27 protein-coding genes and 1 tRNA gene are annotated in these 22511 nt (G+C 61.6%); 6 read left to right on the top strand and 22 right to left on the bottom strand.

What is annotated here, in order from left to right; all coding sequences use genetic code 11:
- Positions 1–307: 307 nt before the first annotated feature.
- From murA to P1U55_RS05100, 4 genes are read right to left on the bottom strand one after another with little or no spacing between them, the layout of a single operon-like run.
- Positions 308–1576: a UDP-N-acetylglucosamine 1-carboxyvinyltransferase gene (gene murA / locus P1U55_RS05115; protein WP_301046447.1), complete on the bottom strand. Its 1269-nt coding sequence runs from the start codon at positions 1574–1576 to the stop codon at positions 308–310.
- On the bottom strand, positions 1551–1739 hold the full coding sequence (locus P1U55_RS05110; RefSeq protein ID WP_301046446.1) for a hypothetical protein: 189 nt from the start codon (positions 1737–1739) through the stop codon (positions 1551–1553). The genes murA and P1U55_RS05110 overlap by 26 nt, the downstream gene beginning before the upstream one ends.
- A 27-nt stretch (positions 1740–1766) precedes the next feature.
- Entirely contained in the window at positions 1767–2777 is a 1011-nt protein-coding gene (locus P1U55_RS05105) for an HEXXH motif-containing putative peptide modification protein (RefSeq protein ID WP_301046445.1), read from the bottom strand.
- The gene (locus P1U55_RS05100; protein ID WP_301046444.1) at positions 2778–2930 is read right to left on the bottom strand and encodes a hypothetical protein; all 153 of its coding nucleotides are present in this window, start codon (positions 2928–2930) and stop codon (positions 2778–2780) included.
- Between the two features lie 74 nt (positions 2931–3004).
- Between P1U55_RS05100 and P1U55_RS05095 the strand changes: the two genes are divergently transcribed.
- Together P1U55_RS05095 and P1U55_RS05090 are read left to right on the top strand one after the other, a co-directional pair.
- Positions 3005–3940, top strand: coding sequence for a hypothetical protein (locus tag P1U55_RS05095; RefSeq protein ID WP_301046443.1), 936 nt, complete (start codon positions 3005–3007; stop codon positions 3938–3940).
- Between the two features lie 252 nt (positions 3941–4192).
- Positions 4193–4267, top strand: a tRNA-Thr gene (locus P1U55_RS05090).
- A 78-nt stretch (positions 4268–4345) separates the two neighbouring features.
- Here the strand turns inward: P1U55_RS05090 and P1U55_RS05085 are convergent.
- From P1U55_RS05085 to P1U55_RS05075, 3 genes are all read right to left on the bottom strand, one after another.
- The gene (locus P1U55_RS05085; RefSeq protein ID WP_301046442.1) at positions 4346–4750 is read right to left on the bottom strand and encodes a hypothetical protein; all 405 of its coding nucleotides are present in this window, start codon (positions 4748–4750) and stop codon (positions 4346–4348) included.
- 559 nt (positions 4751–5309) lie between these two features.
- On the bottom strand, positions 5310–5849 hold the full coding sequence (locus tag P1U55_RS05080) for an ImmA/IrrE family metallo-endopeptidase (protein ID WP_301046441.1): 540 nt from the start codon (positions 5847–5849) through the stop codon (positions 5310–5312).
- On the bottom strand, positions 5846–6202 hold the full coding sequence (locus P1U55_RS05075) for a helix-turn-helix domain-containing protein (RefSeq protein ID WP_028955023.1): 357 nt from the start codon (positions 6200–6202) through the stop codon (positions 5846–5848). The genes P1U55_RS05080 and P1U55_RS05075 overlap by 4 nt, the downstream gene beginning before the upstream one ends.
- A 215-nt stretch (positions 6203–6417) precedes the next feature.
- On the opposite strand from P1U55_RS05075, the gene P1U55_RS05070 reads away from it, so the two are divergent.
- Entirely contained in the window at positions 6418–6714 is a 297-nt protein-coding gene (locus P1U55_RS05070) for a hypothetical protein (RefSeq protein WP_301046440.1), read from the top strand.
- 63 nt (positions 6715–6777) lie between these two features.
- A complete protein-coding gene (locus P1U55_RS05065; RefSeq protein ID WP_301046439.1) occupies positions 6778–7140 on the top strand; it encodes a hypothetical protein in 363 nt (120 codons plus the stop codon).
- Positions 7141–7244: 104 nt separating this feature from the next.
- Here the strand turns inward: P1U55_RS05065 and P1U55_RS05060 are convergent, their stop codons facing one another.
- Both P1U55_RS05060 and P1U55_RS05055 read right to left on the bottom strand, forming a co-directional pair.
- The gene (locus P1U55_RS05060) at positions 7245–7622 is read right to left on the bottom strand and encodes a hypothetical protein (protein WP_301046438.1); all 378 of its coding nucleotides are present in this window, start codon (positions 7620–7622) and stop codon (positions 7245–7247) included.
- A complete protein-coding gene (locus P1U55_RS05055) occupies positions 7622–8374 on the bottom strand; it encodes a hypothetical protein (protein ID WP_301046437.1) in 753 nt (250 codons plus the stop codon). Before P1U55_RS05055 ends, P1U55_RS05060 begins: the two co-directional genes overlap by 1 nt.
- Positions 8375–8566: 192 nt before the next feature.
- Between P1U55_RS05055 and P1U55_RS05050 the strand changes: the two genes are divergently transcribed.
- Positions 8567–9676, top strand: a complete 1110-nt coding sequence (locus tag P1U55_RS05050; protein ID WP_301046436.1) for a hypothetical protein — start codon at positions 8567–8569, stop codon at positions 9674–9676.
- Positions 9677–9689: 13 nt separating this feature from the next.
- Here P1U55_RS05050 and P1U55_RS05045 read toward each other — a convergent pair whose 3' ends face one another.
- Both P1U55_RS05045 and P1U55_RS05040 read right to left on the bottom strand, forming a co-directional pair.
- Complete coding sequence (locus tag P1U55_RS05045; RefSeq protein ID WP_301046435.1) at positions 9690–10229, bottom strand: hypothetical protein; 540 nt, start codon at positions 10227–10229, stop codon at positions 9690–9692.
- The gene (locus P1U55_RS05040) at positions 10222–10818 is read right to left on the bottom strand and encodes a recombinase family protein (RefSeq protein WP_301046434.1); all 597 of its coding nucleotides are present in this window, start codon (positions 10816–10818) and stop codon (positions 10222–10224) included. The genes P1U55_RS05045 and P1U55_RS05040 overlap by 8 nt, the downstream gene beginning before the upstream one ends.
- A gap of 69 nt (positions 10819–10887) precedes the next feature.
- Between P1U55_RS05040 and P1U55_RS05035 the strand changes: the two genes are divergently transcribed.
- Complete coding sequence (locus P1U55_RS05035) at positions 10888–11289, top strand: hypothetical protein (RefSeq protein WP_301046433.1); 402 nt, start codon at positions 10888–10890, stop codon at positions 11287–11289.
- A gap of 578 nt (positions 11290–11867) precedes the next feature.
- Here P1U55_RS05035 and P1U55_RS05030 read toward each other — a convergent pair.
- The 11 genes from P1U55_RS05030 to P1U55_RS04980 all read right to left on the bottom strand — a co-directional run bounded on the left by P1U55_RS05030 (position 11868) and on the right by P1U55_RS04980 (position 22511).
- The gene (locus P1U55_RS05030) at positions 11868–14360 is read right to left on the bottom strand and encodes a primase-helicase family protein (protein WP_301046432.1); all 2493 of its coding nucleotides are present in this window, start codon (positions 14358–14360) and stop codon (positions 11868–11870) included.
- On the bottom strand, positions 14357–14554 hold the full coding sequence (locus P1U55_RS05025; protein ID WP_301046431.1) for an AlpA family transcriptional regulator: 198 nt from the start codon (positions 14552–14554) through the stop codon (positions 14357–14359). The genes P1U55_RS05030 and P1U55_RS05025 overlap by 4 nt, the downstream gene beginning before the upstream one ends.
- Before the next feature lie 95 nt (positions 14555–14649).
- A complete protein-coding gene (locus P1U55_RS05020; RefSeq protein WP_301046430.1) occupies positions 14650–15246 on the bottom strand; it encodes a hypothetical protein in 597 nt (198 codons plus the stop codon).
- Positions 15237–16412 carry a site-specific integrase gene (locus P1U55_RS05015; protein WP_301046429.1) on the bottom strand — a complete coding sequence of 392 codons (1176 nt, stop codon included), beginning with the start codon at positions 16410–16412 and terminating at the stop codon, positions 15237–15239. Before P1U55_RS05015 ends, P1U55_RS05020 begins: the two co-directional genes overlap by 10 nt.
- Positions 16413–16608: 196 nt before the next feature.
- On the bottom strand, positions 16609–18153 hold the full coding sequence (locus tag P1U55_RS05010; protein ID WP_301046428.1) for a recombinase family protein: 1545 nt from the start codon (positions 18151–18153) through the stop codon (positions 16609–16611).
- A gap of 26 nt (positions 18154–18179) precedes the next feature.
- Complete coding sequence (locus tag P1U55_RS05005) at positions 18180–18509, bottom strand: hypothetical protein (RefSeq protein ID WP_301046427.1); 330 nt, start codon at positions 18507–18509, stop codon at positions 18180–18182.
- Between the two features lie 216 nt (positions 18510–18725).
- A complete protein-coding gene (locus P1U55_RS05000; RefSeq protein WP_301046426.1) occupies positions 18726–19037 on the bottom strand; it encodes a hypothetical protein in 312 nt (103 codons plus the stop codon).
- A gap of 20 nt (positions 19038–19057) precedes the next feature.
- Positions 19058–19579 (bottom strand): hypothetical protein, encoded by a 522-nt coding sequence (locus P1U55_RS04995; protein WP_301046425.1) that lies wholly within the window; start codon positions 19577–19579, stop codon positions 19058–19060.
- 5 nt (positions 19580–19584) lie between these two features.
- Positions 19585–21192, bottom strand: a complete 1608-nt coding sequence (locus tag P1U55_RS04990) for a type IV secretory system conjugative DNA transfer family protein (RefSeq protein ID WP_301046424.1) — start codon at positions 21190–21192, stop codon at positions 19585–19587.
- 11 nt (positions 21193–21203) lie between these two features.
- Entirely contained in the window at positions 21204–21458 is a 255-nt protein-coding gene (locus P1U55_RS04985) for a hypothetical protein (protein WP_301046423.1), read from the bottom strand.
- A gap of 48 nt (positions 21459–21506) precedes the next feature.
- Positions 21507–22511: a hypothetical protein gene (locus tag P1U55_RS04980; protein WP_301046422.1), complete on the bottom strand. Its 1005-nt coding sequence runs from the start codon at positions 22509–22511 to the stop codon at positions 21507–21509.

Raw genomic sequence — 22511 nt, 5'->3', positions numbered from 1 at the left:
CCGGGCGGGATGGGATGGGTCACGTTGTCAAAGACATAGGCGCTAAGCGCCCCGGTCTCAAGCGGACAGGCGGGTTAAGATCGGAACAAAGGGGGAGGATTGTGGGGGCCACAAGCGATGCACAAGGGATGCACACCCCATATGGGCGACATTTGCGACATTTCATGGTGAAGGCGGCGGGCGGTGCCGCAGGGGAGTGGCAAGGATGCTTGCCGGAGCCTCCGCCACAGGCCAGCGGCAGGAGCGCGGAGCGCGAGGCGCGTGGGGTTTTGTGTCCGGTTGATTGCTCCCGCGACCTGGCGGGCAATTATTCGCCGCTGATCCGCTCGATATTTGCGCCGATGCCGGAGAGTTTGCGCACCACGTGCTCGTAGCCGCGATCAAGGTGGTAGACGCGGCTGACAACGGTTTCGCCTTCGGCGGCAAGGCCCGCGAGGATGAGCGAGACCGAGGCGCGCAGGTCGGTCGCCATAACAGGGGCGCCTTTCAGCCGCGCCACGCCCTTGACGGTGGCGGTGCCGCCCTGAACCTCGATCTCGGCACCCATGCGGGTGAGTTCAGGGGCGTGCATGAAGCGGTTTTCAAAGATCTTCTCTTCGAGCACGCTCTCGCCCTCGGCGGTGCACATCAGCGCCATCATCTGCGCTTGCAGATCGGTCGGGAAACCGGGGAACGGCTCTGTCACCACATCAACCGATTTCACCCGGTCGGTGGTGCGCTTGACCTTGAGGCCACGGGCGGTTTCGGTGACTTCAACGCCCGCCTCTTCAAGCTTGTTGGCGAAGCTTTGCACCAGCGAGAGCTTGCCGCCGAGGCACTCAACCTCGCCGCCGGCGATCACCGGGGCCAGCATATAGGTGCCAAGCTCGATCCGGTCGGAGACAACGGGGTGGGTCGCGCCGTGCAGGCTGTCAACGCCCTGAATGGTGATTTCAGAGGTGCCGTCACCCTCGATCTGCGCGCCCATCTTGCGCAGGCAATCGGCCAGGTCCACGATCTCTGGCTCGCGGGCGGCATTTTTGAGAACGGTGGTGCCCTTGGCCAGCGTGGCGGCCATCATGATGTTTTCGGTCGCGCCGACCGAGGCAAAGGGGAAATCAACCACAGCGCCTTTGAGGCCCGAGGGGGCCTTGGCGTGCAGGTAGCCCTCTTTCAGCTCGATCTGGGCGCCAAGGGCCTCAAGGCCGTGGATGTGAATGTCCATCGGGCGGGCGCCAATGGCGCAGCCGCCGGGCAAGGATACAACCGCATGGCCCAGCCGCGCGATCATCGGGCCAAGCACCAGGTTGGAAGCGCGCATCTTGCGCACGATGTCATAATCGGCCTTGTGGTTGTTCAGATCATGCGAAGACATCGCCTGCACCTGCCCGGCCTGAAGCGAGGTTACCTCGCAGCCGAGCGACTGCAAAAGCTCGGTCATCGTCGCGATATCCGACAGGCGGGGCGCGTTGGTGAGGGTAAGCGGCTCATCCGAAAGGAGCGTTGCGGGCATGAGGGTAAGGCAGGCGTTCTTTGCCCCCGAAATCGGAATTTCTCCCGAAAGCGCGCCGTTACCTTTGACCAGAATCCTGTCCATCACTGCCCTCTTTACTACTCGTGGCCCGCTGCCCCGCATCATCCGGTGCGGCGCGTGCGCGAGCCTGTGCCTTACGGCGCGCCATATTTGCCTTGAGCGCCTGTTTCAGCCGGTCTTCGCGCGAGGGCTTTTGGGTCTTCGCCATGCGCTCCCCATAAGGCATGGGGCTTGGCGCGTCCAGAGTCTGGCGTCAGTGCGGGGCGGCAATCCATGCGGCGGCGCGAGACATGATTGCGGCGCCCGCATCGGAGAGGTCACCATGGGCTTCAACCACCGAATACCCTGCGGCAAAGTTCGCACGGTCTTCTGCCGCGCGGTTCAGCGCGTCGGTGCGTTCTTCGGGGGTAAGGTGCGGCGAGGCGGCCAGATTTTCCATCGCCCAGGCCATGCGGGCGGAGACATAGGCGGCGTGGTAGATGCCATCCATCGGGCGATCATCGGCGCGCAGCGGCGACGGGTAAAGCGCGTCGTCCGGGTTGAACACCAGCGGTGCGTCGATGGTTAGCCCAAAGAGCAGGCTGTGCGAGATTTCATGAGTCAGCACCTCGGCCAGTGCGAGGCGGGTGGGGTGGAAGGCCGGGTTCAGCAGCAACATGCCCCAGAACTGGTAGTGCGATGCGCCATCGAACTGGAACTTGCTGTCCTTGCGCCCTTCTGCAGCGACGACCCTGTGGGTGATTGCGGTCAACTCGCCATGCAGATCCGGCAGCGCTTGTTTCATCAGCGCGAAGGCTTCGGCGAGGCGGGCCTTGAGGGCTTCGGCCTTGGCCGCACTGGAGAGGGCAAAATCGGCGGCTTCTGCGCCCATGCGCAGCTCCATCAACGCATCAAGCTCGCCCGCGCCGCCGCGTGGCACGACGGTGAGGCCCCCGCGCGGCGTGGCAATTTCGCGGGTCAGCGCGGCGAGGTGTTCGGGCAGGCCGCTCGGTTCGTCCGCGAGGAGCTGGGCAGCGATCTGGAAGTAGCGGGCGAAGGCTTCGGGGCCAACAAGCTGGCCCGCCGCGAGGCGTTGCGCGGCGTCAGCGAGCGGGGCGGCGACATCCGGCGTTGCGGCGCTGGCTTCGGCCAAATGGCTCAAGCTGGCGGCGAGCTCGTGATGCATCCGCGCATCAAGGAAGCGGCCTCGCGCCGGGTCTGGAACGAAGCCGTAGAGGATGTCATCAGAGGGCGGTGCTGGTGCCACGCCCGAAAGGCCGCTCATTTACGACCGGGGGGCAGCGACGGATTTCACACCTGCCTTGGCGCCGACTTTACCGCCAAGTTTAATGCCAGCCTTTTTGCCCATCTTGAGGCCTTCGGCTTCTGCCGAATCGAGTTTGAAGCCGAGCAGCTTGGAAGGGTCAATCTTGGTCATGTTATCGGTCCTGCATTTTGGGTTAACGTGCGAAAAGTAACGCCGATTCACCACGTTCTGTCAAGGATAACCCAATGCCAGCCCTGCCCCGCCTCCTGATTTTCACCACTCGGCAGCGGCGCAACACCTTTCGCGCGATGCGGGCAGGGGCCGGGCGACATGGCTATCGGATCGAGCTGATCGGCTATGAACAGGCGGTGCGGCGCTGGCATCTGCCGGGGGGCGCGGCGATATTTACCGACTTCGAGCGGATGTCGCCGCCCTGGCTTGAGGTGGCCGCCCGCTTGCATGCGCGGGTCAAGGCGGCGGGCGCACCTGTCCTGAACGATCCAACGCGGTTCCTGCCGCGCGCGGCCTTGTTGAAAGCGCTGCACCGGGAGGGCATCAACCGCTTTACCTGCTGGTTGCCAGCCTTGGGCGAGGTGCCAGAGCGGTTTCCGGTTTTTCTGCGGACGCTCTGGGCGCATCGCGGGGTGATCGGAGACCTGTTGGAAGGCCCGGACGCCGCCGCTGCGGCATTGAAAAGCGCCCTGGAGGAGGGGCACACGCTGAGCGATCTGGCCTTCATCGAATATACTGGAGTGGCGGAGCAGAACGGGGTGTTTCGCAAGCTGTCGGGCTATGGCGTTGGCGATGCGATCATCCCGGGGCTGACGGTGAGCGATCATCACTGGGTGGCGAAATCCGGCGTGGAGGGAGCGGCCGGGGCCGAGGCCTATGCCGCCGATCACGCCGCCCTGGAGCCATGGCCGCATGACGGGCTGGTGCGCCGGGTGATGGCCGTTACCGGAATGGAGTTTGGCCGGGTGGATTTTGCCGCGTCGCAAAGCGGGCACGCGGTGTTCGAGCTGAACACCAACCCCTACATCCGCGCAGTTCGCAACCATCCAGATCCGAATCGCCTGAAAACCAGCGCCTGGATCGAGACCCGCCTGCACGAGTCGCTGGCCGATCTGGCGCGACAAGGCGCCGGGACCGGGCGGATTGATCTGCGCGCGGCATTTGGCTGACGCGGGAAGCTGCGAAAGCCACCGAAAATGCCATAGAGAAGGCTTGCACTTCAACAGGACTGATGTAAAAGGCCCCTCACGCCGCGCGCTGCATCCGCAGAGGTGGCGGAACGGATGCTGTGGTAGCTCAGTGGTAGAGCACACCCTTGGTAAGGGGAGGCTCCGGGCGCAGAGGCGGCTGATACTGAAGGGCTTTTCCAGAGCCCGCTTGATCCGGGGTAACGCCCGGGGTAGCTATCTGGAAAACAGCGGGCTGCTGTAGCTCAGAGGTAGAGCACTCCCTTGGTAAGGGAGAGGTCGAGAGTTCAATTCTCTCCAGCAGCACCACCCACCCCACGAAATCAAGCACTTACGGGACCGGCAACGGGTCAATTCTGCGTTACCCCAGCGTTACCCGGAGGCGACTCACGCCACCTCGCCCCAGTCAGGGTCGATGTCGCAGCCATTGCCGCCGTCCGCCTCGACCATGATGCCGTTGTGGCCGCCCCCAGCCTCCATCACAGCGTCAGCGATTGCCCAGCGGAGGTCGGGCAGCCAGAGGCCGGGCCGGACGGTCACCGTGTAACAAGCCCCGGCATTTGAATCGCACCAGATTGTTTCGAGACGGCGCGCCATAAGCTCGGGCATCGCGTCGATGATCCGGCGCATGGTGTCCAGCTCTGCCATGACCGCCCACCGGCTCTCAATCTGGACGCCCCGGTAGCGGAAGCTGGAAACCGGGGCCTTTGGTCCGGCGTCGGCGCGGTCAATGTCATACTGGCGCTGGATCAGCTCAGCCGCCTCGGGCGGCAGGTCAGTGTATTCTACCATGCTTATCTCCTGTGAACTGTCGTGCCCCGCGAAGCTCTGTCGCAGGGCACGACGATGGCCGTCACTTCTTCTTGATGGTCTCCACCACGTGGGTGGACTTGCGTTGCGTGGCCTTCTTGACCGTGGTGAAGCGGCCAGTCTTGGCGCTGCGGCCAACTTTGAACGATTTCGATTTCATCTATTCTGCTTTCATTAGTGCATGGTGGGTGGGAGGCACGCTAATCGCGCCTCCCGTTGATCTGGGTGGGGTGTCTATTCCGGGATCAGAATAGGCCACGCCCGCAGCCCAAACGCTTTCGCGTAGAGCCGGGTGCCGGTCTTTGGGCATGTCCGCCAAGGGCGGAAGACATACCGGTATCCCGGCGGAGGGGGTGTGTGACGCTTGGTCATTACACTCTCCACTTCGGGGCGTATCTTGCCTTTAGACCCAGATTGCGCTATGTGCAGTCTTGCTTAGGAGACTGATTTGCGCTTCCGGGAGGCTCTGCATCGTCAAGCCCCTGATGCACGATGAAGAAATCTGCGAGGAGGCTCGGGCGCCAACCTGAGCCTTCTTTCGTTAGAGCCTCCCGTTTTTGTGGAGGTAGCGCAGCCGGTTGCGCGCCGCCTCCCACGAGACGCCGAAGCGCTGTATCAGGTCATCCTCATCGTCCAGAGCGTCAATGAAGCACTCCGGCATCAGGAACTCTGCGGCAAACTGGTTCGCCTGCGGCTCGGCCAGACGGAAGGACGGGGTGCCATCCCCCCTCCGCGCCCGGGCGAGCGGGATGTTGGTATGCATCGCCCAGTGGCCCAACTCATGGGCGGTGGTGAACCGTGCGCGACCCTCACCCGCCCAGACACCCTCATAAACATCCTCGCGGAGCATAATGAATTCGCCCTTGGGGCAGGTGTAGCCCTCCGCACGGCCCATTTCCTTTTGGCTCCCAACCTCAAAGTTGAGGAGCCCGAGCCGCTGGTCCAGCACGCGCTCAATGATCTCGATCACCGGCACACAGGGCGTTTGTGCCTGCCCGAGTTGGTGGCGGAGGTTGTCCGCGATGCCGCCGATTTCCGCCCAGCGGCGCGGCGGCACAATGAAGTCATTCGTCTCAGTCATTTCGCGTCCTTCTTGCTGAGGATTTGGAAGATGTTGTTGAGCTCATCCTCGGACAGCGAATTCATCCGGCGGGCCATCAGCCCTGCGGTGTCCCTCGCCAAGAGGCTGTCTGCCTCCAGAGTAAAGTTTTTGCGTGATCTGTCGGCGGCCCGGCGGAGAGATGCTGCGGCATCCTCAGCCAGCCTGTAGGCCCGGATCACAAGCTCAACAAAGCCTTCGGGCGGGGTCTTAGTCCCCCGCTCTACGGCGGAGATGAACGCGGAGGACTTCTCAAGCCTTGCGGCCATATCCAACAGTCGTTCATCCTCATCAATTCGCAGTTTCCGCAGCTCCTTCCCGATTTCTGTGGTCATGGTTGGTCTCCTGGTGGTTCGACACCCAATATGTGGTGTCCGCGCGGAGCTGTCAACCTTGTTGGTTAATTTTTCCTCCCCAAGAGGTTAACAGCCCAACCGTCGCACTAATCCCCGCCGGAACCGCGCCCGATTGGCGCGACCGACACGGGGCGCGCGGTGTGGCAATTCTCCTTCCACTGGCCAATGGGGCCGGATGGAAAAGGAGAAGATCAATGGGAGAGAACACCAAACGCGAACTGACCTTCGCAGAGGTCATCGAAGCGGCAAGGCGGGTCGATCAATATTCCAGACGCCTCGCGGGACATTGCACGCTTCATATGGACAGCAAGGAAGGGTCCACTTTCTGGGCCACGCCCGAGAAGTCACCCGAAGGCGACCCATACCTCACCCGCGCAATTGAACGGATGAACGAGGCTGTCGCGGTGCTGAATGCCGCGACAGCCGACAATCCGAGCGTCCGCGTGTCGATGGACGGCGAGCGCGTGACTTTCAATTTCAAGTCAGCCTGAAGCCCCGCGCCGCCCGGCGCGGTGTCGGGCGGCGCTCCGCCCAAACACGAAAGGAACACTCCCGTGGATATGAAGGAGCATGAGCAGGCCATTGCCCGGCTGATGGAGCAGATCAAGGCCGCGCCGGAACACGATGGCATCGACTACCACTTTCTGGCGCTGGCCGGGCTGGAGGTCGCGGAGCTTGCCTTGGCTGCAATGCGCGATGACCTCTGGCCGGTTGACCATGCGGCGGCGATCTTGGGTGATGCGATGGCGGAGGCGGCGCACACTGGGCCGGAGCGCTGGATTGGCCGGATTGAAGGTCCCGCGCGGGCACTTGCCCAAGCCGGGCGCAACGGCCAGCGTGACTGCGAGTGGGATGATGTGGAGCAGGATGGCTGGACTGAGGCAGCACCAGCCCCAGCGCAGCGCGTCCTGCATTGACGGTCACCCCGAAAGGGCCGCGCCGGGGACGACCTGCGCGTCCCTGTTTCCTTGGATTCACGGCGGGGCAAGGTCGCCACCGCTGAAAGCGGTCGGTTTGAGGGTCAGTGCAGGACCGGGGAGCGCAGGCGAAGCCAGCCCAGATCGGTCGTGGCGCAGAACCATCCGAAGGCCCGGACCACCTTGTGGTCGTGCTGGCGGATCAGGTGCGGCGTGGCCTTGTCTGGTTCACGGACAGCATCGACCCAGACCGCGCGCCGGTCCGCCACCGGCTGGCGCGACAACATTCCAACCAAGGCCCCGAGTGGGCCGCGCGGCACACCGTAGAGCCGCGAGAACCGTTCCACATCCGAGGGTGTGGGCCAGCCGTCAGGGCTGGCCTCCTCGGCCCAGGCGACAAGCGCCATATGGGCCTGACGAAGGCGGCACGGGAAAAGGGTCGGGTATGCTTCTGCGATCCGCCGCGACCAGACCAAATCCATCACCCCAACTCCACAGCCGCGCCTGCGTTCTTCGCCGCGTCCCGGTCGGCCAGCGCCGATGCGATCCGGGCGGTGGCGTTGCGGCGGCCAGACGCAAACTCGCGGTCAGCGTTCAGGGCGCGCTGGTGCGCCTGTTTCACCGCCGCGATGGCCGCGCGGGCCTGCCGCACATCGTCACCGATCAAGCGTTCGGCCAGTTCCTGCGGCGACACGATCCGCTGCTTTGCGTGCATCCGGTCCAGCAGGGCCGCTACACTGGCGCCCAGAACCCTGTCCAGCGTGGCGGCGGCCAGCGCAGCCGCCGTGCGCAACTCCGCCGGGCCAGCGCCCGAAAGCTGCGCCATATGGTTCGTGCGCTTGTCGCTGCCCATCCCGGCGCGGGCCAGAGCGACCACCGGCGAAGCCCAGAGAACATCCGAGGCGGACAGACCCGAGGCCAGCGCGTCGAGCTGGCGCAGGATCGCCCAGCGGTCATCGTCAGACGCGGCGCGCACGTCATTGCGGGCCTTCGCGGCCATCTTGGTTTCGGCGTTCTGGGCGTCGAGCTTGCCAAAACCCGCGCGGCGCGCACTGTTGGCGGCATCCTGCGCCTGCTTCAAGATCGCGGCCTCAAGCCGTTCGATCATCGCGCGGTGCTTCTCTTCCATCTGGATCGCGGTGGCGACTGCCTCGGCCAGTTCGGGCAGGCCATAGAGCGTCCCGGCGCCGGGCAAGGTCGGGGGCGTGTCGTCGGGGGAAAGCGTTGCGGTCATCGGTCGGTCCTCTCAGGTTTGGGGGCCGACGCGCTGCCACTGCGCTGTCAGGGTCGCCATCGCCCCGGATGCGCAACTATAGCGCGAGCGCTTGGGGCGGCAGAGCGGTATTCGTTGCTGTTCAATCTCGGAAGACTGGGTAAACTAGAGAGAGGCGGCAGACATAAGCAACCCAAAAGGCGAAGTTTACGAATGGACTTGTCAGAACTCATAAAACCCCAGTGGGTTTTCCGTTCAGAGGATAACGGAGATTGGGACGTATATTTCTATTCTGTCAACGCTGCCGTAGCCATCGAGAAGCACCTTGAGAGCGATCAGCCGAACTCAATAGACGCAATCCGAGCGCTTATGGGAATAATGCTCAAGAGCCACGTCGAAGATCAGGATCAAGGAGACGGCGAAAAGTCGAGCGAACCGACAGAAGGCGAACTTGCCGCGTTCACCGACGAAGACGTAAATAGATTCGCGCACGAGTTTCTCGCGAATGACAAGTCGTTCGAGCAGGAAACTGAGATCGAAAGAAGCGAAGATCAGTCAGATTCGGATTTCTTGCTCAAGGTGCTAGAGGCGGAGAACAAGAAGCAAAGCGCGAAGATGGCCGACATGTTCGCAGGCCTAAAAGGCTCACTTGGCGGTCTTCTCGGCAGCAAGAATCTTGGCATTAGGAGCGTCAGCGAAGACCTTCTCAAACAGAGCGAGGGCCTTGAGAGCATCTATGGCCCGAAACCAAGTATATGGGCCCCCTCACCCGCGACATTTGAGCCAATGGATTTCCCGCCGCACCCGGCTCACGAGACGAACGAGCGTTTGGGCGACATGACAGATCGGCTCGAAAATCTCGTTGGCTTCGGGGAGAACGCGCTTAGGATCATGAATGGTCTACAAGTTGCGGCGGCAGAGTTCCTCGATAATTTCTCGACAGAAGCAGAGAAGAACAGCAAGGCCGCCAATAAGGCTATCCTCGTCGGCATCTTCGCAGTTGTCTTCTCGGTCGCGCAAATCGCCTATACTGAGTATTGGCGAGTTCCGCAGGATTCTGCGGTCATGGACGCGGCTCTCGAAAGTATCCGAGGCGAGATAGACGAACTGCAAACGGCATTGGGAAACGACTTAGGCACTTCTCAAGCCGCAATAGAGAGCGTTTCCGCCGCCGTTGCGGATGCGGTTCAGGCAACCGGCGAAACCAATGCTGCCCTACTAGCAACAATCGAGCAATTGCTCCGGCAGCAACAGGCGCGGGATCAGGCTATCATAGAAGCGTTAGAAGGTATTGTTGCGACCCCGTCTTCGCAACCCGACTAGCTTTTCCCGATAGTCAGTCACCCCGTTTGGTCTCAGGGTCCAGCACCGCCTCGATGGTGCGCTGTCCGGGGATGCGCTCCACGGTGTCGGGCCGGACTGGGCTGTCATACAAGCCCGCCTGCCGCTGGGCCTCAAGGAACTCCTCCATCGTCATCTTGTTCGGCACCACCAGAACGCCGCCGGTGTCGATGTTCACGTTCACATTCGCTCCGGCCTGCTCGCCCTCGCGGTATCCGTGGCGGGCCTTCAAGAGGAACATCGCCGGGACATACTGGCCCGCCATCGCCAGATCATGCAGGACACCCACGAGCTTGTCGTGTTCGGTCGCGCGGCCCCGGTCGATTGCCTCCTGCACCGCAGGATCGCGCCGCTTCGCAGCGCGAAAGGCATCCTTGCCCATCCGCAGGGCCTTGGCCATCGTCGCCTCGGCAACGCCGCGCGCGGCAAGCTCTTCCACGATCTCCAATCCACGCTTGCCGACGCGATAGGCCGGACCGCCGGGGGTGCCGTCCGACACGCGGCGCGCCACCGCGTCAAAACTGTCTTCATCCATCTGCCGTCTCCTTGTCAAACTCTTGGCAAACCCTCTGGCTCAGGCCCTTGCCGCATTTCAGGTTGCGCGCGATCCGGTCCATCCCCATTCCGTCCGCGCGCAGGGCGCGGATCGCGTCGATCAGCGCGTCAGAGGCCGGGGCGCGACCGATCTGCTTGCCGCGCGCCCGGGCGCGGGCCATCCCGGCTTTCGTGCGCTCCACGATCATCGCCCGCTCAAACTCAGCGAACACGCCCGACATTTGCAGGAGCGCGCGGCCCGCCGGTGTCGAGGTGTCGAGCGCCTGCTGTTCCAGAAAGAGGTCGCAGCCGACGCTGCGCAGCGTCTCGAATAGGTCCACCAGATCGCGCAGGGATCGCCCGAGGCGCGATACATCCCAAGCCATCACCACGTCGAACCGGCGGCGCGCGGCGTCCTTCACCATCGTGTCCAGTCCGGGCCGCGCGCGGCTGGCCCCGGATGCCGTCTCGACATATTCGCAGACTATGGCCCACCCCGCGCGCTCCGCCACCTCTCGCAGGCGGATAAGCTGGTTTTCGGGCGTCTGTTCGCCGGTCGATACCCGGGCATAGATCGCAGCCTTCCTCATCAAAATCTCCTCTTGCAGTAATTAGCACTATTAGCTATTTATAGACGGTAAGCAGAATCGGAGAAAGCTATGAATAGGACCATCTCAGTATCGACGGCGGTTTTCGCGGCAATCTGGGCACAGCGGCAGGCGGGGGAAGACACGGAGGACGCCATCCTCAACCGATTGCTCAAATGCGGCGAACCCGCACCGATGCAGAACAAAGACACACCGAAGGGCAACGGCCTCACGGATAGGCGAAGCGGCGTCCATTTCGCAGAAGGCTTCGAGGTTTTCCGCAACTACAAGCGCAAACATTACACCGGCGTGGTCGAAGGCGGCCAGTGGATCAGACCGGATACCGGAGAACGCTTTCCGACGCTCAACCAGCTCAACCAGTCGATAGTGGATGGCAACGAAAACGTCTGGAATGGGAACTGGAAGTTTCTCGGAACAGATGGCACCCAGCGGTCAATCGCGGAACTGCGATAAGCGCAGGCCACCCCCTGCCGGTCGGTCCGGGGGTGGCTTTCTAGGCGGGGATAGACGCCTGCGAATATGGGCTTTCAGGGGGCCAGATCGCGCGACCCTTGCGGGGTGGCCATTGCCCAGCAAGATCAGGCTAAGGGGATCGGCGCGGCGGATCGCGGATCACAGCACCAAGACCAACTCGGCGGGGCGCAGGATCAGGAGCAGCCTTTTAAGAGGGGCGCACAACGCGGGTTTCGGTGTTTCGGCCACGACGGCCCATGCCACACGCAAACTGCCCAGAGGGGCCAGCGAGGCACGAACCCGGTAAACCCGGTTAAACCCGGTAATCACTTTTCCCTTATCTCTCTTATACTTAACCGGGTTAACCGAGTTAACCGGGAATAAAGTTCGGAAACAGAACCGCCGGATTGTCTCGCCCTCTGGGCATAGAGGCCCCGCGAGCTGGGGGAACGGAAATGGGACGGCTAACCCGGCTAACCCGGTTAATGGCTTGTTCTCGAACAGAAAGGCATTACCGGGCTCACCGGATACAGCCCCGACCCGGTAATCAGCGGCACGAACTCGGCAATCAGGCCCGTTCACCACGGCTCACCTCCCCCAGCCCAGTCAGCAGCATCATCCCAAATCTGGGCAGGCAGGTCCGGCTGCGCATCCCATGTCGCGCGCGCATCGCTCAACAGCGGCAGGACGTAGCCCGAGGGGCGACGCTTGCGGTTCTTCTCCGCGCCGATCTTGTCCAGCACCTTCGACACCTCGACGGAGGTTATCACGGCCCGGGTCTGGCGCTGAACGAATGCTGCCAGCTCACCGGTGGCGACAAAGGGTCGGGCGTCGGTTCCTCGCGCGTCGGCGGATATGTCGGACGGCAGCGCCCCCTCGCGCAACATGTCGAGCGCCGCCGCGTGGACGGGATCAAGGCCGCGCGACTTCTGGTCGTTCAGCGCGTCAGTCTTCGGCACGTCCTCGCGCGGGTGCCAGCGCCCTAGGTCCATCTCCAGCAGGTCATGCAGCATCGCCGCCAGCCCGCCGGATTCAAGCTCGGCAAAGAGCGGCGCAAAGTAGTCTCGCCTCTGGCGCTGGGTGGCCGACACGTCAAACACGGCATAGCGGCGCTCGAATGGACCGGCAGGGACAACCCACTCGCTGTTGCTCGAAATGATGACGTGCAGCATATTCGGCCACGTCACCGCGTCCACGCCCTTGCCCTCAATCATAAGCGTTGGTTCGGTCAGGAAGGTCTTGACCTTGGCCTCCGCCTTCCTGTCACCGTCCCAAACCACCTCGTCAGCGAACAGCAGGCAGCAGTCGCGGAAGTGCTTGTTGAAGCGGCCCGTGATCATCTCACTGCCGCCGGTGTGCAGGCCGTGCTGCCCAAAGAGCTGCGCCATCGTCCTGCCGAACACGCCCTTGCCGGTCCCGGGCTCGCCCCGGAAGGTCAGCGCGACCTCCGCCGGTTCATCCGGGTTCTGTAGGGTCCACGCCATCCACCGGATGATGTAGCTGTCGGACGCCTCGTCACCGCTGGCCAGCACATCGCGGATGTGGGCGCGCATCAGGGACCAGTCGCCCGGCGCGGGCCGGACGGTGAAGCCCTGCCAGAGGTTCAACTGGCGGGTTGCGCCGGTGCCGACCTCCTCGCCATCGCGGGGCCGGAACGTCAGAGAGTGGAACTGCCGCCGGGCCGCATTCTGTAACCACCACTTGCCGAGGGCCATCTTCACATCGTTGCCGTCCTTGTCCCGTCCGACCACCACGCTGCGGTTCAGGAAGCGGTTGCGGAAGTCCTCGAAGCTCTGGAGCGTCACCACGGATCGGGTCTTGCCCTTCACGCCAGTCGGCATCTCGACAAACTCAAGGATGCGGCACTTGCCGCCCTCGTTCTCAAGAACCGTGAACTGGTCGTTCAGCTCGCGCAGCGCGGGGTCAATCGCATGGTCGTGCGCGCGCTGGATCTGCCTCTGGGCGTATCGGCGCGGGTTGGGCTGTTCGAGCACGTGGGCGCTTATGCCGTGGTCCGGGTCAAGGATCACCGCAGCAATCACATCGTCGGGCACCTCCGCCCTGACCAGTTCACACAGCACGGCGAACAGGACCTCAGACCGGCTCGGATACTTGGTCGGGTCGTCCGGGTCGTCGCCATTCGTGATCAGCATCTTGGTCCGGTCACTGACGGCGGCGGGCAGGCTTTCGAGCCCCTCCACCTTGGGCAGGTCCTGCGACAGGCTGACCCGTGCAGTGCCACTGGCAGCGCCCGCCGCCACCATCTGGCTCCGCTCGAAGTCCTCCAGCGTGTAGGACCGCGACCAGTCCGCCGACACCACCCGCGCCAGCGCGGGCGTGCGCCCCTTCTTACGCTTCTTTTCCCCGGGCCAGTTGACGGTCCCGGGCAGCCGCATAATGCGGTCGATGTTGTGGCAGCTATCACCCTGCAAGGCCGTCTCAATCTTGAGGTTCCGCTCTTCAACGGGCAGGTGGCGGGCCTCGTCACTGGGCTCGCCCGGCAGGTCCAGCTCCCCGCCCAGCCGCCAGAAGCCTTGGAACCCGCCCCCGCTGTCGATGATGACCGTGGCCGCAGGGCTGTATTCCCTCAGCACCTTCTCCGCCCGGGTGCGCTCGCTGTCGAAGTCCTCTCCCGGCCTCGGGTCCACGTCCACATGGAGGCCCGTTGCTGACGCCAAATCGTCCTTGGTCGGCTTCTTGCTGACCGGCTTGCGCGTCACGTTCACGGTGAAGTAGAGGTTCCAGCGCCCGCCGCTGTGATCTAGGACCCAGCGCCGCACCTCGTCAGCCGTGGTCAGGGTCACGGTCGGGATGCGGGGTTGCTTGGACTCGCCGTCCCTGCCCTTGGGCGGGTCCACCTCAATCGCGGTCAGGACCCAAGGCCCACCGGGACGCCACGCCTCAAGGAAGCCCACCGCCGCATCGGCGTCAGGCAACAAGTCTTTATGGTCGGCTCCGGTGCCATCCGGGGCTATACTATCCCCGATGATGTCAGGGTTGTCTTCGACATGCTCCCCTTCGCCCCCGGTCTGCTGTCCCGCGCCGGGGGCGTTTTCTTCATCTCCCCTCATACCGCAGTCCTCGCCTCAGCTCGGGCCGCGACCCATGCGCTGACCTCGCGCTCAAGCCACGCAACCTTGTTGGCGCAGAGGCGGAGCTGGCGGGGAAAGTCCCCCTGCCGGATCAGCTTGTAGATGGTGGGCTTGGAGAGGCGGGTGCGCACGGCAACCTCCTCAATCGTCAGCAGTGTGTCTGCGTCTGGCATGGTCTTTATCCCCGGATATGGCGTCATCTGGGGAGAGACTACGGGGGCCTAGACCATAGGTCGGTCGCGCCAATCGGGGGTGGAAACGCTCGACATTAGCGCGACCGCGCTCGATGAAGCTGGTCAACTTGGCGCCAGCAATCATGCAACAGACGGCGCTTTGCGTCCGGCCACTTCATCATGCGGTAGTGTTCGGGGATTGCCCGCAAGACACCGGCGGCGACAAACCGCACAGTCGGTGTAGGGCGCATGGGCCGTTCCCCCGGATGCTGTCGGCCATCCGTGGTGTAGAGCCTGCCCGGCTGGACCGTCCCGCCTTGGTTCTTCCAAGCCTGCATCAAGGTCTGGACCGCCTCTCGCAATCCGGGGAAATCCGGCGGGTTGCCCTCACGCCCCCTCGCGTTCTCGACAATCATCTGCGCCGCCGCGCCAACGTCGATTGCCAGCGTGTCCGGTATCTCTCCGACCTGCGCTGACAGGACACGGTTGAATTCGTCACGCTCGGCAGGCGTCATGTTGGACCAGATCGCCGCAATCTTAGCGGCTGCCCCAGCGGCAGTCGCGGGCGCGATTGCATCGTCACCGAACGTGGCGGCTGCGATCCGCTCCCACTCCGGGATGTCAGCGACCGAATGGAACGCTTGCCGGGCCTTCGCCACGTCTGCCTTGGTCAGCCTCGGTTTCACACCCATTCCTGCCCCCATGCGTCCAGCGCCGCCCGCTTCTCCGGCAGGTAGCTGTATCGGTTGTAGGTCCCCGCCACGCCTTCAATCGCATGGCCCAGGACGCGCTCGATGTGTTCCTGCGCCACCCCGAGGCGCGCCATGTGCGTTGCGGCGGAGCGGCGCAGGTCGTGCAGCGTCCAGCCCTCCACCTCGGACAGCTTATCGAGCCGGGCCTTGGCCTTGGAGAAGCCGGAGACGGGCCGCTTGCCCGCCGTGGTGGACAGCATGAAGTCCCCGCTGTTCCACTTGGGCAGACCCTCGACAATGGCCAACGCGGGCGCTGAAAGCGGCACCACCTGCGGGCGGTCGGTCTTGTAGTGGCTGGCCGGGACCTCGAATGCCTGCTGGTCGGGCAGCAGCCATCCGCGCTCAAGGTTGGCGACCTCCGCCCGGCGCTGCGCGGTCAGGATCAGCAGCCGCACCATCGGCCCGAACGGGTATCCCATCTTTCCCGCCGCTGCCCAGACGGCGCGCAGCTCGTCCATCGACAGCACCCGCTCGCGCGGCGTGTAGCCCAGCTCGGGGCGGCGCATCCCGGCCACCGGGCTCGCAGCCAGCAGTCCCCGGTCCACCGACCAGTTGAACAGCTTGGTGATGTGCTTCCGCACCTCGCGCGCCGCGCCGGTGCCGTGTTCCATCGCAATGTCGTCCAGCAGCTCGTGCGCCGCCGCCCGGTCAATCTGGTCGATGGGTTTGCCGCGCCACGCCGGGACCGCGTAGGTGTCCAGAAGCCGCTCGGTGTCGCGCCACTTGACGGTGTGCGCCTTCGCGTGAAGCTCGATGAACCGGGCGCAGATCACCTCGAACACCCGCTCGCCCTTCTGGCGCATCTCATCCTTGCGCTTGTCCGCCGGATCGTCGCCCCGGTCGGCAAGGTCGATTGCGGCCCGCGCCCTCTCGCGCGCCGCCTTGAGGTCGATCAGGGGATAGGCCCCGAGGGTCATCCGGCGGAGCGGTCCCCTGTTGCCCTCACGCCCCCGGCCCGCGACCCGATACATGACAGACCAGCTCTTTTTGCCGCGCTCGGTCACGCGCAGGGCGAGCCCCGGCGTCAGCGTGTCGAACACCTCAAGCCGCCGCCCCGCCTCTGGTGCGATCTTGGACACGGCCATCTCAGTCAGCTTCTTCTTCATCTGCGGCTCCGGGGTAACGCTCGGGTAACGGATCAGTGGGCTATTCGACTTTACGGGCCGATACCACCGGAGCCGATTATAGCGTCCAAGTGCCTGCAAAGAAAGGGGTTTAGGTTATGCGCAGAGCCCGCCGGATACCGTGGGAAACTGTCGGCCCGGCCCTTGGTAAGGGTGAGGTCGAGAGTTCAATCCTCTCTCACAGCACCATCTCACACTTTTTTCCGGATAACCCTCCTAACACCTTGAAAGGTAAGGTCGTTTTTGGAGTTCCATACACACCTTCTGGCGTGAATGTCAGCGGATCAGAAAAAGCCAGTCTCAGCACTGTCTGACGGACCGCATAGCTTCCATTTTTGTATATATCCCAAGGCCTTGAGAGGAATCGCAAAGAGAGTTCAATACACTCTTCGAATTTGCCCGCATTTGGCAGCGGCTCAGAGGCCTTTTCGACAAGCGCGATCTTCTCCCGTTCGAGCTTTTCGATCTTGGATTCTATGGCCTTGATGACTGTGGCGTTCTTGGTCTCGACCATGCGGTCAATGAGTTCCAACAAACTCTTGTCAGCAGCCTCGGCCTGACGCTGCCACTCATCCCGTTCAGCCTGGGCCAACTCTAGGCGGCTGTTCCAGGCGTCTTTGAACATGGCGATGGCCAGATCGAGCAGCCGATTGCTCGGCTGTAGGCGCTTGAGGATATCCTCGAAGCCGCCTTCCAGCTTGGCGCGTGCAACCGACTTGCTCTTCTGAGAGCAGCCGCGTGTCATGCAGCGGTAGTAGGCGTAATGCTTGTACTTGCCCTTCGACCATGCGCCGGTCATGTGGTTCCCGCACTCGCTACAGGTGACGAAACCGCGCAAGGGGAAGTCTTCACTGAAGTCAGCGCGTGCAGGTCCGCGCGCGCCTTCCTCCAGATTCTTCTGAATCTTCTCGTAGGTGGCGAAGCTGATCAGCGGCTCATGATGACCCCGCCGCAGCGATACGCCCCACTTCTTGGCCTGCACATACCCCGCATAGATCGGGTTCTTGAGTATCTTGGTGACCTTCCAGGCCCTGATCTTGCCGTTCGGCAGGTCTTTCGGGAAATCGGGCTTGCTTTCAAGAAAGCGCTGAACTTCGGCCTGAGACCGGAAGCGACCATTGGCATATCCGGTCAGGGCTTCGCGCAGATAGTCCGCAATCGGTTCATCCGGCGCGAGTAGTTTTCCATGGATACGATCCGTAGTGAATTTATACCCCGTTGGCGCGTGAAAGACCCAATAGCCTTTCTCTACGCGCGCGGTCATCTTCTGTTTGACTTGGCGGCGATTTTGATCGCGCTCAAGCTCGCCTTGTGCGGCGATGATCGTTTCAATGAATTTTCCTTCAGGCGTATCTTCGAAAGAAAAGTTCAGGCATTCGATCTTTGCACCGCGATTGGCGAATTCACGGCGCAGCTTAATGTGAAATTCAACGTCGCGGGCAAAGCGTTTCAGATCATCAAAGATGACGACGTAATCTTTGCCGCGCTGCGCATCGAGATAGGCCAGCATCCCGCACATGCCGGGGCGTTTGAGGAAGTCTCCACCGCCCGACGCGTCATCAGGAAAGACCATCTCGACGTTATAGCCCTTGCTCTCCGCGTATTGGCGGCAGCGGTGTTCCTGGCTGTCGAGGCCTGATCCGGTCAGCTTTTGCTTGGTTGTCGAGACGCGGCAATAGATGAGCGCTGAGACCTGCTGCGTTTCTATTTTTGGGATACCCATGAATCCTCTCTTTCTCGCACCTCTCGCTAAATGGCGGGCGCGTCTGTGTCTGGGTTGTTCTTGTCTTGCTTATGTTTAGTGGACTCCGATTTTGCCACCCGATCAAGGTTTGATTGTGGTTTTCCACAGGCTTGTTGGGCAGGATGCACGCCAAAGCCAAGTTCCACAAAGGCGCTGATGATCATCCACAACGCGCCGATGATCTCCTCCTTCTGATCAGCCGACAAGGACGGATCATCGAGGTAGCTTTGATAGTGGTCGAGATCGATCTCCAGGTGACTTCCATGGCCAAGACCAACGGCCCTGTCCAATGCCTCAGACAGATCGGGAGCGTCGATGTTTTTGCTATGTTTCATTGTTTCGATCCTTGTATTGCAGGCAAGACTTGTCGGTTCGCTCTCACAGGGCTGTGGAACGTTCGGGCACGTGCGTGTCTGAGATGTTGACGCGACCAACCACCGGTCAGTCCGCGTTTTTTTGCGATACACCTGAAAGGCACGCTGAGAGCGGCTTTCCAATGATCGCTATTCCCTAATTATATCACGGATTCCAATTCCTTCGCAAAAAACGCCTCATCGATCATAGTCCTGTGACCGTTGGCGTTTGCGGCTTGGCGAGCGGGTTTGCGCCTCATCGCGCTCCCGCTCGCGCAAGTTTTGGATGGTCTCATAGGCTTTTTCATCCAGACGCGCCGCCTTCAATAGATCGCGTTCAGGGATCACGTTGGTCTTCTGCCAGTTGCCATCCTGATCGAGATAAGATCGTGTTCGTTCGGTATTGAAGACAAATCCCTTTTCGGTCTCACGCCGCCAAATCGCAACCTCGATGGCTCCGTCACGGTGTTTGTCGATTGGACGGTTTTGTTCTTTGGGCTGTTCAGACATGCCATTGCTCTCCTTCTGGTTTATTGGCTTCGTGTGATTTGTTGGGCTTTTCTCCCAATCGCGCGGGCGTTTTGCTTATGCGGCTCAAAGTCTCGGATATTCTCTTTGAAACGGCGATGGAGCTTGAACAGCGCCTTCATGTTCTTCTGCGGGTCAGCACCGACTGCCTGTAAATCCGCCTGAAGCGACTTGTTCTTGTCATCATCACGCAGGAGATCAGCCTTAGCGCGCCGCGCTTCGAGAAGCAGGGCTGCATGTTCTGAGCGCACATGTTCGGCAGAAAGCTTCGAAAGGTAAGCCTGGCGATCAACATCGGCGGCGAGCTCAGGCGATGGCTTGAGCTCTGGCATCGGGCGCTCTCGCTCAACCATGGTTTCACCGCGCCGCCTTGCCTTGAACGCTTCGCGCCGCGCCTCGCGATCATCGCTCGCTGCATTGAAGTACTGGGCGACGGGATCAGTCTGCCTGTACAGAGCGCTCTGCGCGCGTAGCTCAGGGCTTTCGTGCGCATAAGACAGTCTTGATCGGGGTTGCTTTACCATCGACTCTATTCCTCAACCCGCGACCAGAATCCGTCGCGATACTGCGGGTAGTGCTCAAAGCGCTTGGGAACCGGCTCACGAATGATGCGGCGTGTTGCTGGGCCGCGCTTGGTCATGAGCTGCACGCGATCCAAGGGCGGATGGTAAGGGTTCGGATGGAAGTTTTGCCCTAGCTCAGTCCAGTAAGGCCTACGATCAATCTGAGCTGGATGGCGGAGACCATCGGCGAACAGGAGCGCTTTGTCGGCAGGCATGCGCATGACTTCGTCAGGCGTCATCAAATCACGCTGCTGCTTTGCCTGATGCGCTGTTTCGTTGCGTTTTTGAGCCATCGAGAGGATCGACGATACGGGGTCACGGCCAGCGAGCAGACCGAGCAGAGCGCTGCGCCGTTCGTGCGCAGCCTGAGATTGCCTCAGCGTATCGTCGTAGACGAGCGTTTGCTTGCCCAGCATACGACTGGCTTCCTGCGCGCTGGGCATGTCGCGGATCGCAAACATCAACCGGCAGCCAGCACTGGAACTGATCAAAGCGGATGCGTTTTTCGCCAGCCCGTTCATTTGCTCGTTTGTCTGGAACAGACAAACCGGCGTTATCCCGATTCCAGCACCGTAGGTGAACATGAGCGGCACAAGCGGAAACCCACCAGAAACACCGTTGGCCAACTGACCGCATTCATCCAAGAACCAAACTTGTCGCGGCGCGGATGGCGCTCGCGATTTATGCGCCATGGCGCAGACAAAGATGGACTTGATGATCGGCGACCACGCAGAGATGAACTCTGCGGGCGGCATCAAGTAGACCTGCCACGCCTGATCACTGTCACAGAGCTGATCCAGCGACATTGTGTAGGGCGGTGACACCGACTCCATAAGGATAGGATCGGACAAGCAGGAAAATGACTTGTAGAGTTCGCCGAGAATGCCTTGCCAGCCAGCTCCAGGGTTTTCGCGGCTTGCAGCGATTTCTTCTTCGATCCGCCGAACCAGCGGAAACCGCGACTCGCTCATGGCAAAAGCAAAATCCAGCCACGCATCATTGTTCAGGGCGATGAGATTGATGAGCAGATAAAGATCGGGCGGCGTAACAACACCGTTGATTTCAGCGAGGAACAGGCAGAACGCTTCACCCACTTCGCGGGCACGTCCCTCAAAATACGCGCCTTGAGGCGAGCCCGAATTTGGCGTGAAATTCTCACACGTTACTTTGGTATCAGAAACCAAAGTTGGGCTATCGATCCGCAGATGTCCAAAAGGATTGATGCGATCTTCGGGAAGCCCGTGGAGCGCCGCCGGGTTCCAATAAGCGCAGAACTTTTGATCCGGTGTCTGGTCCTGACTCAGATACGCGCCTTCCCCTTTTGGATCGAGGACCAAGAGGGTTTGCTTGCACGTGCCAGGGAGCAAATTCTTTGCTAGAAACGTCGTCATCTTGCCTGAGCGAGCACCGCCGGTCACGACCATGCCTGCTGGTGAATTGTAAAATATCGGGCGACCTTGGAAGTAACCGATAAAAATGGACGATGGAGTTTGCTCGAACATGCCAGCATCTTCAATCGCCAGAGCATCGGAACTATCAGCAGAGCCAAAGCGGAATGTTTCATTGTTGAACATTTCCGCAGCCCTCAAACGTAGCGCATGGCAAAGCCAAGCAGTCCGGTTACGGCAATGCTCACAAGGCTCATGCGGATCGCGAAATACACAAGCGGATATGCTGCGATCATCAGCCCGTAATAGAGAATGGGCACAAGCCCATCGTCATAAAGCTCAAAGAGCTTTTCGATGATGTAACCATCCGCCATGTTCCAGATCGGCGGCACGGCAAAGACAGCGACAATGCCCGCTGCGACTTTCGAAAAACCGTCCGCGCTTCCCCACATCGATCCCGCTTGGGAACCATGCCCTGAGTTTTTACGTGGCCACATGGCTTATTCTCCTGCTGCTGATGGATTGAAGATGTCGGGAACGAAGCGCATCAGGTGGGACGAGAAACGCCCTGTGACGCGCGTGAAGTTGTTGAATTCGCTGTCAGACTTGCTGTAGCTGTTCGCCACCCCAATGATCCTGTAGCTCTCGCCGCCATCGCGCGACAAAATGAGGGGAGCCCCAGACGAGCCAGGTCTGCCCCAGCACCCGTCGGTCATGATCAATCCCGCATCATCGCCAGTGTCACGGTGCCCCACCATTTTGCAGCGGGTCCCAAACAGATGATTGCGGTGTTGAGACGGGTTCTGGGTAAAGAATGGATGGTTTGCATAGCGCGGCAGGGAAGCGAAAGGATAGCTGCCCAAGCTGATCAGGATTTCTTCGTTTGGATCGTGCTCTTCAATCGCCCTGTCGCTGAGCTCTTCTGCTCGCAGCGGCTGCGCAGCAGCGCAAGCCGGTTCGGCAAGGCGCGCAACGGCATAGTCTTTGCCAAGGTTCTGGCGGGGCGACATGCTGCCCAATTCGATGTGGACGAATTCGTAGCTGCGACCGCAAGCGGCGAGATAGATCGAGCCTTCGGACGGATTGTGCGTCGGAGTGTGATGCCCGCTATTGGTCAACCATTGACCGGCTTTCGCGAAGGCATGCCCCGTTGAAAGGATGACATCCGGGGCGATCAGCGCGCCTGTTCCCGAGTAACGGCCAACCCAATAGACGGTACCGAACCCCGACAGCTTTTCGACAAGATACGGATCGTCAATCTCGAAGTAGAGGGACATGTACTCCAGAGGGGTTCTGTCGTCCCAGCCAGGGTTTTGACCGAGTGGTACGGCGGGCTCAGGCGGCAGCGGCTTGGCGGTTTCTGGTGCTTTGGCGTCGGGCCGCAGACGCGCGAGTTCCAACTCAACGCCCAGCTTCTCTTCAAGCGTCACAACACCGACGACCGTGGAGAGACCAAGTGCAAAGAACGTCGGCCAATGATCAAATATTGCGAACGGGTTTCGCAT

The sequence above is a fragment of the Vannielia sp. genome (assembly GCF_029212645.1).
Taxonomy (GTDB): Bacteria; Pseudomonadota; Alphaproteobacteria; order Rhodobacterales; family Rhodobacteraceae; genus Vannielia.
This window is presented reverse-complemented; position numbering and strand designations above follow the sequence as displayed.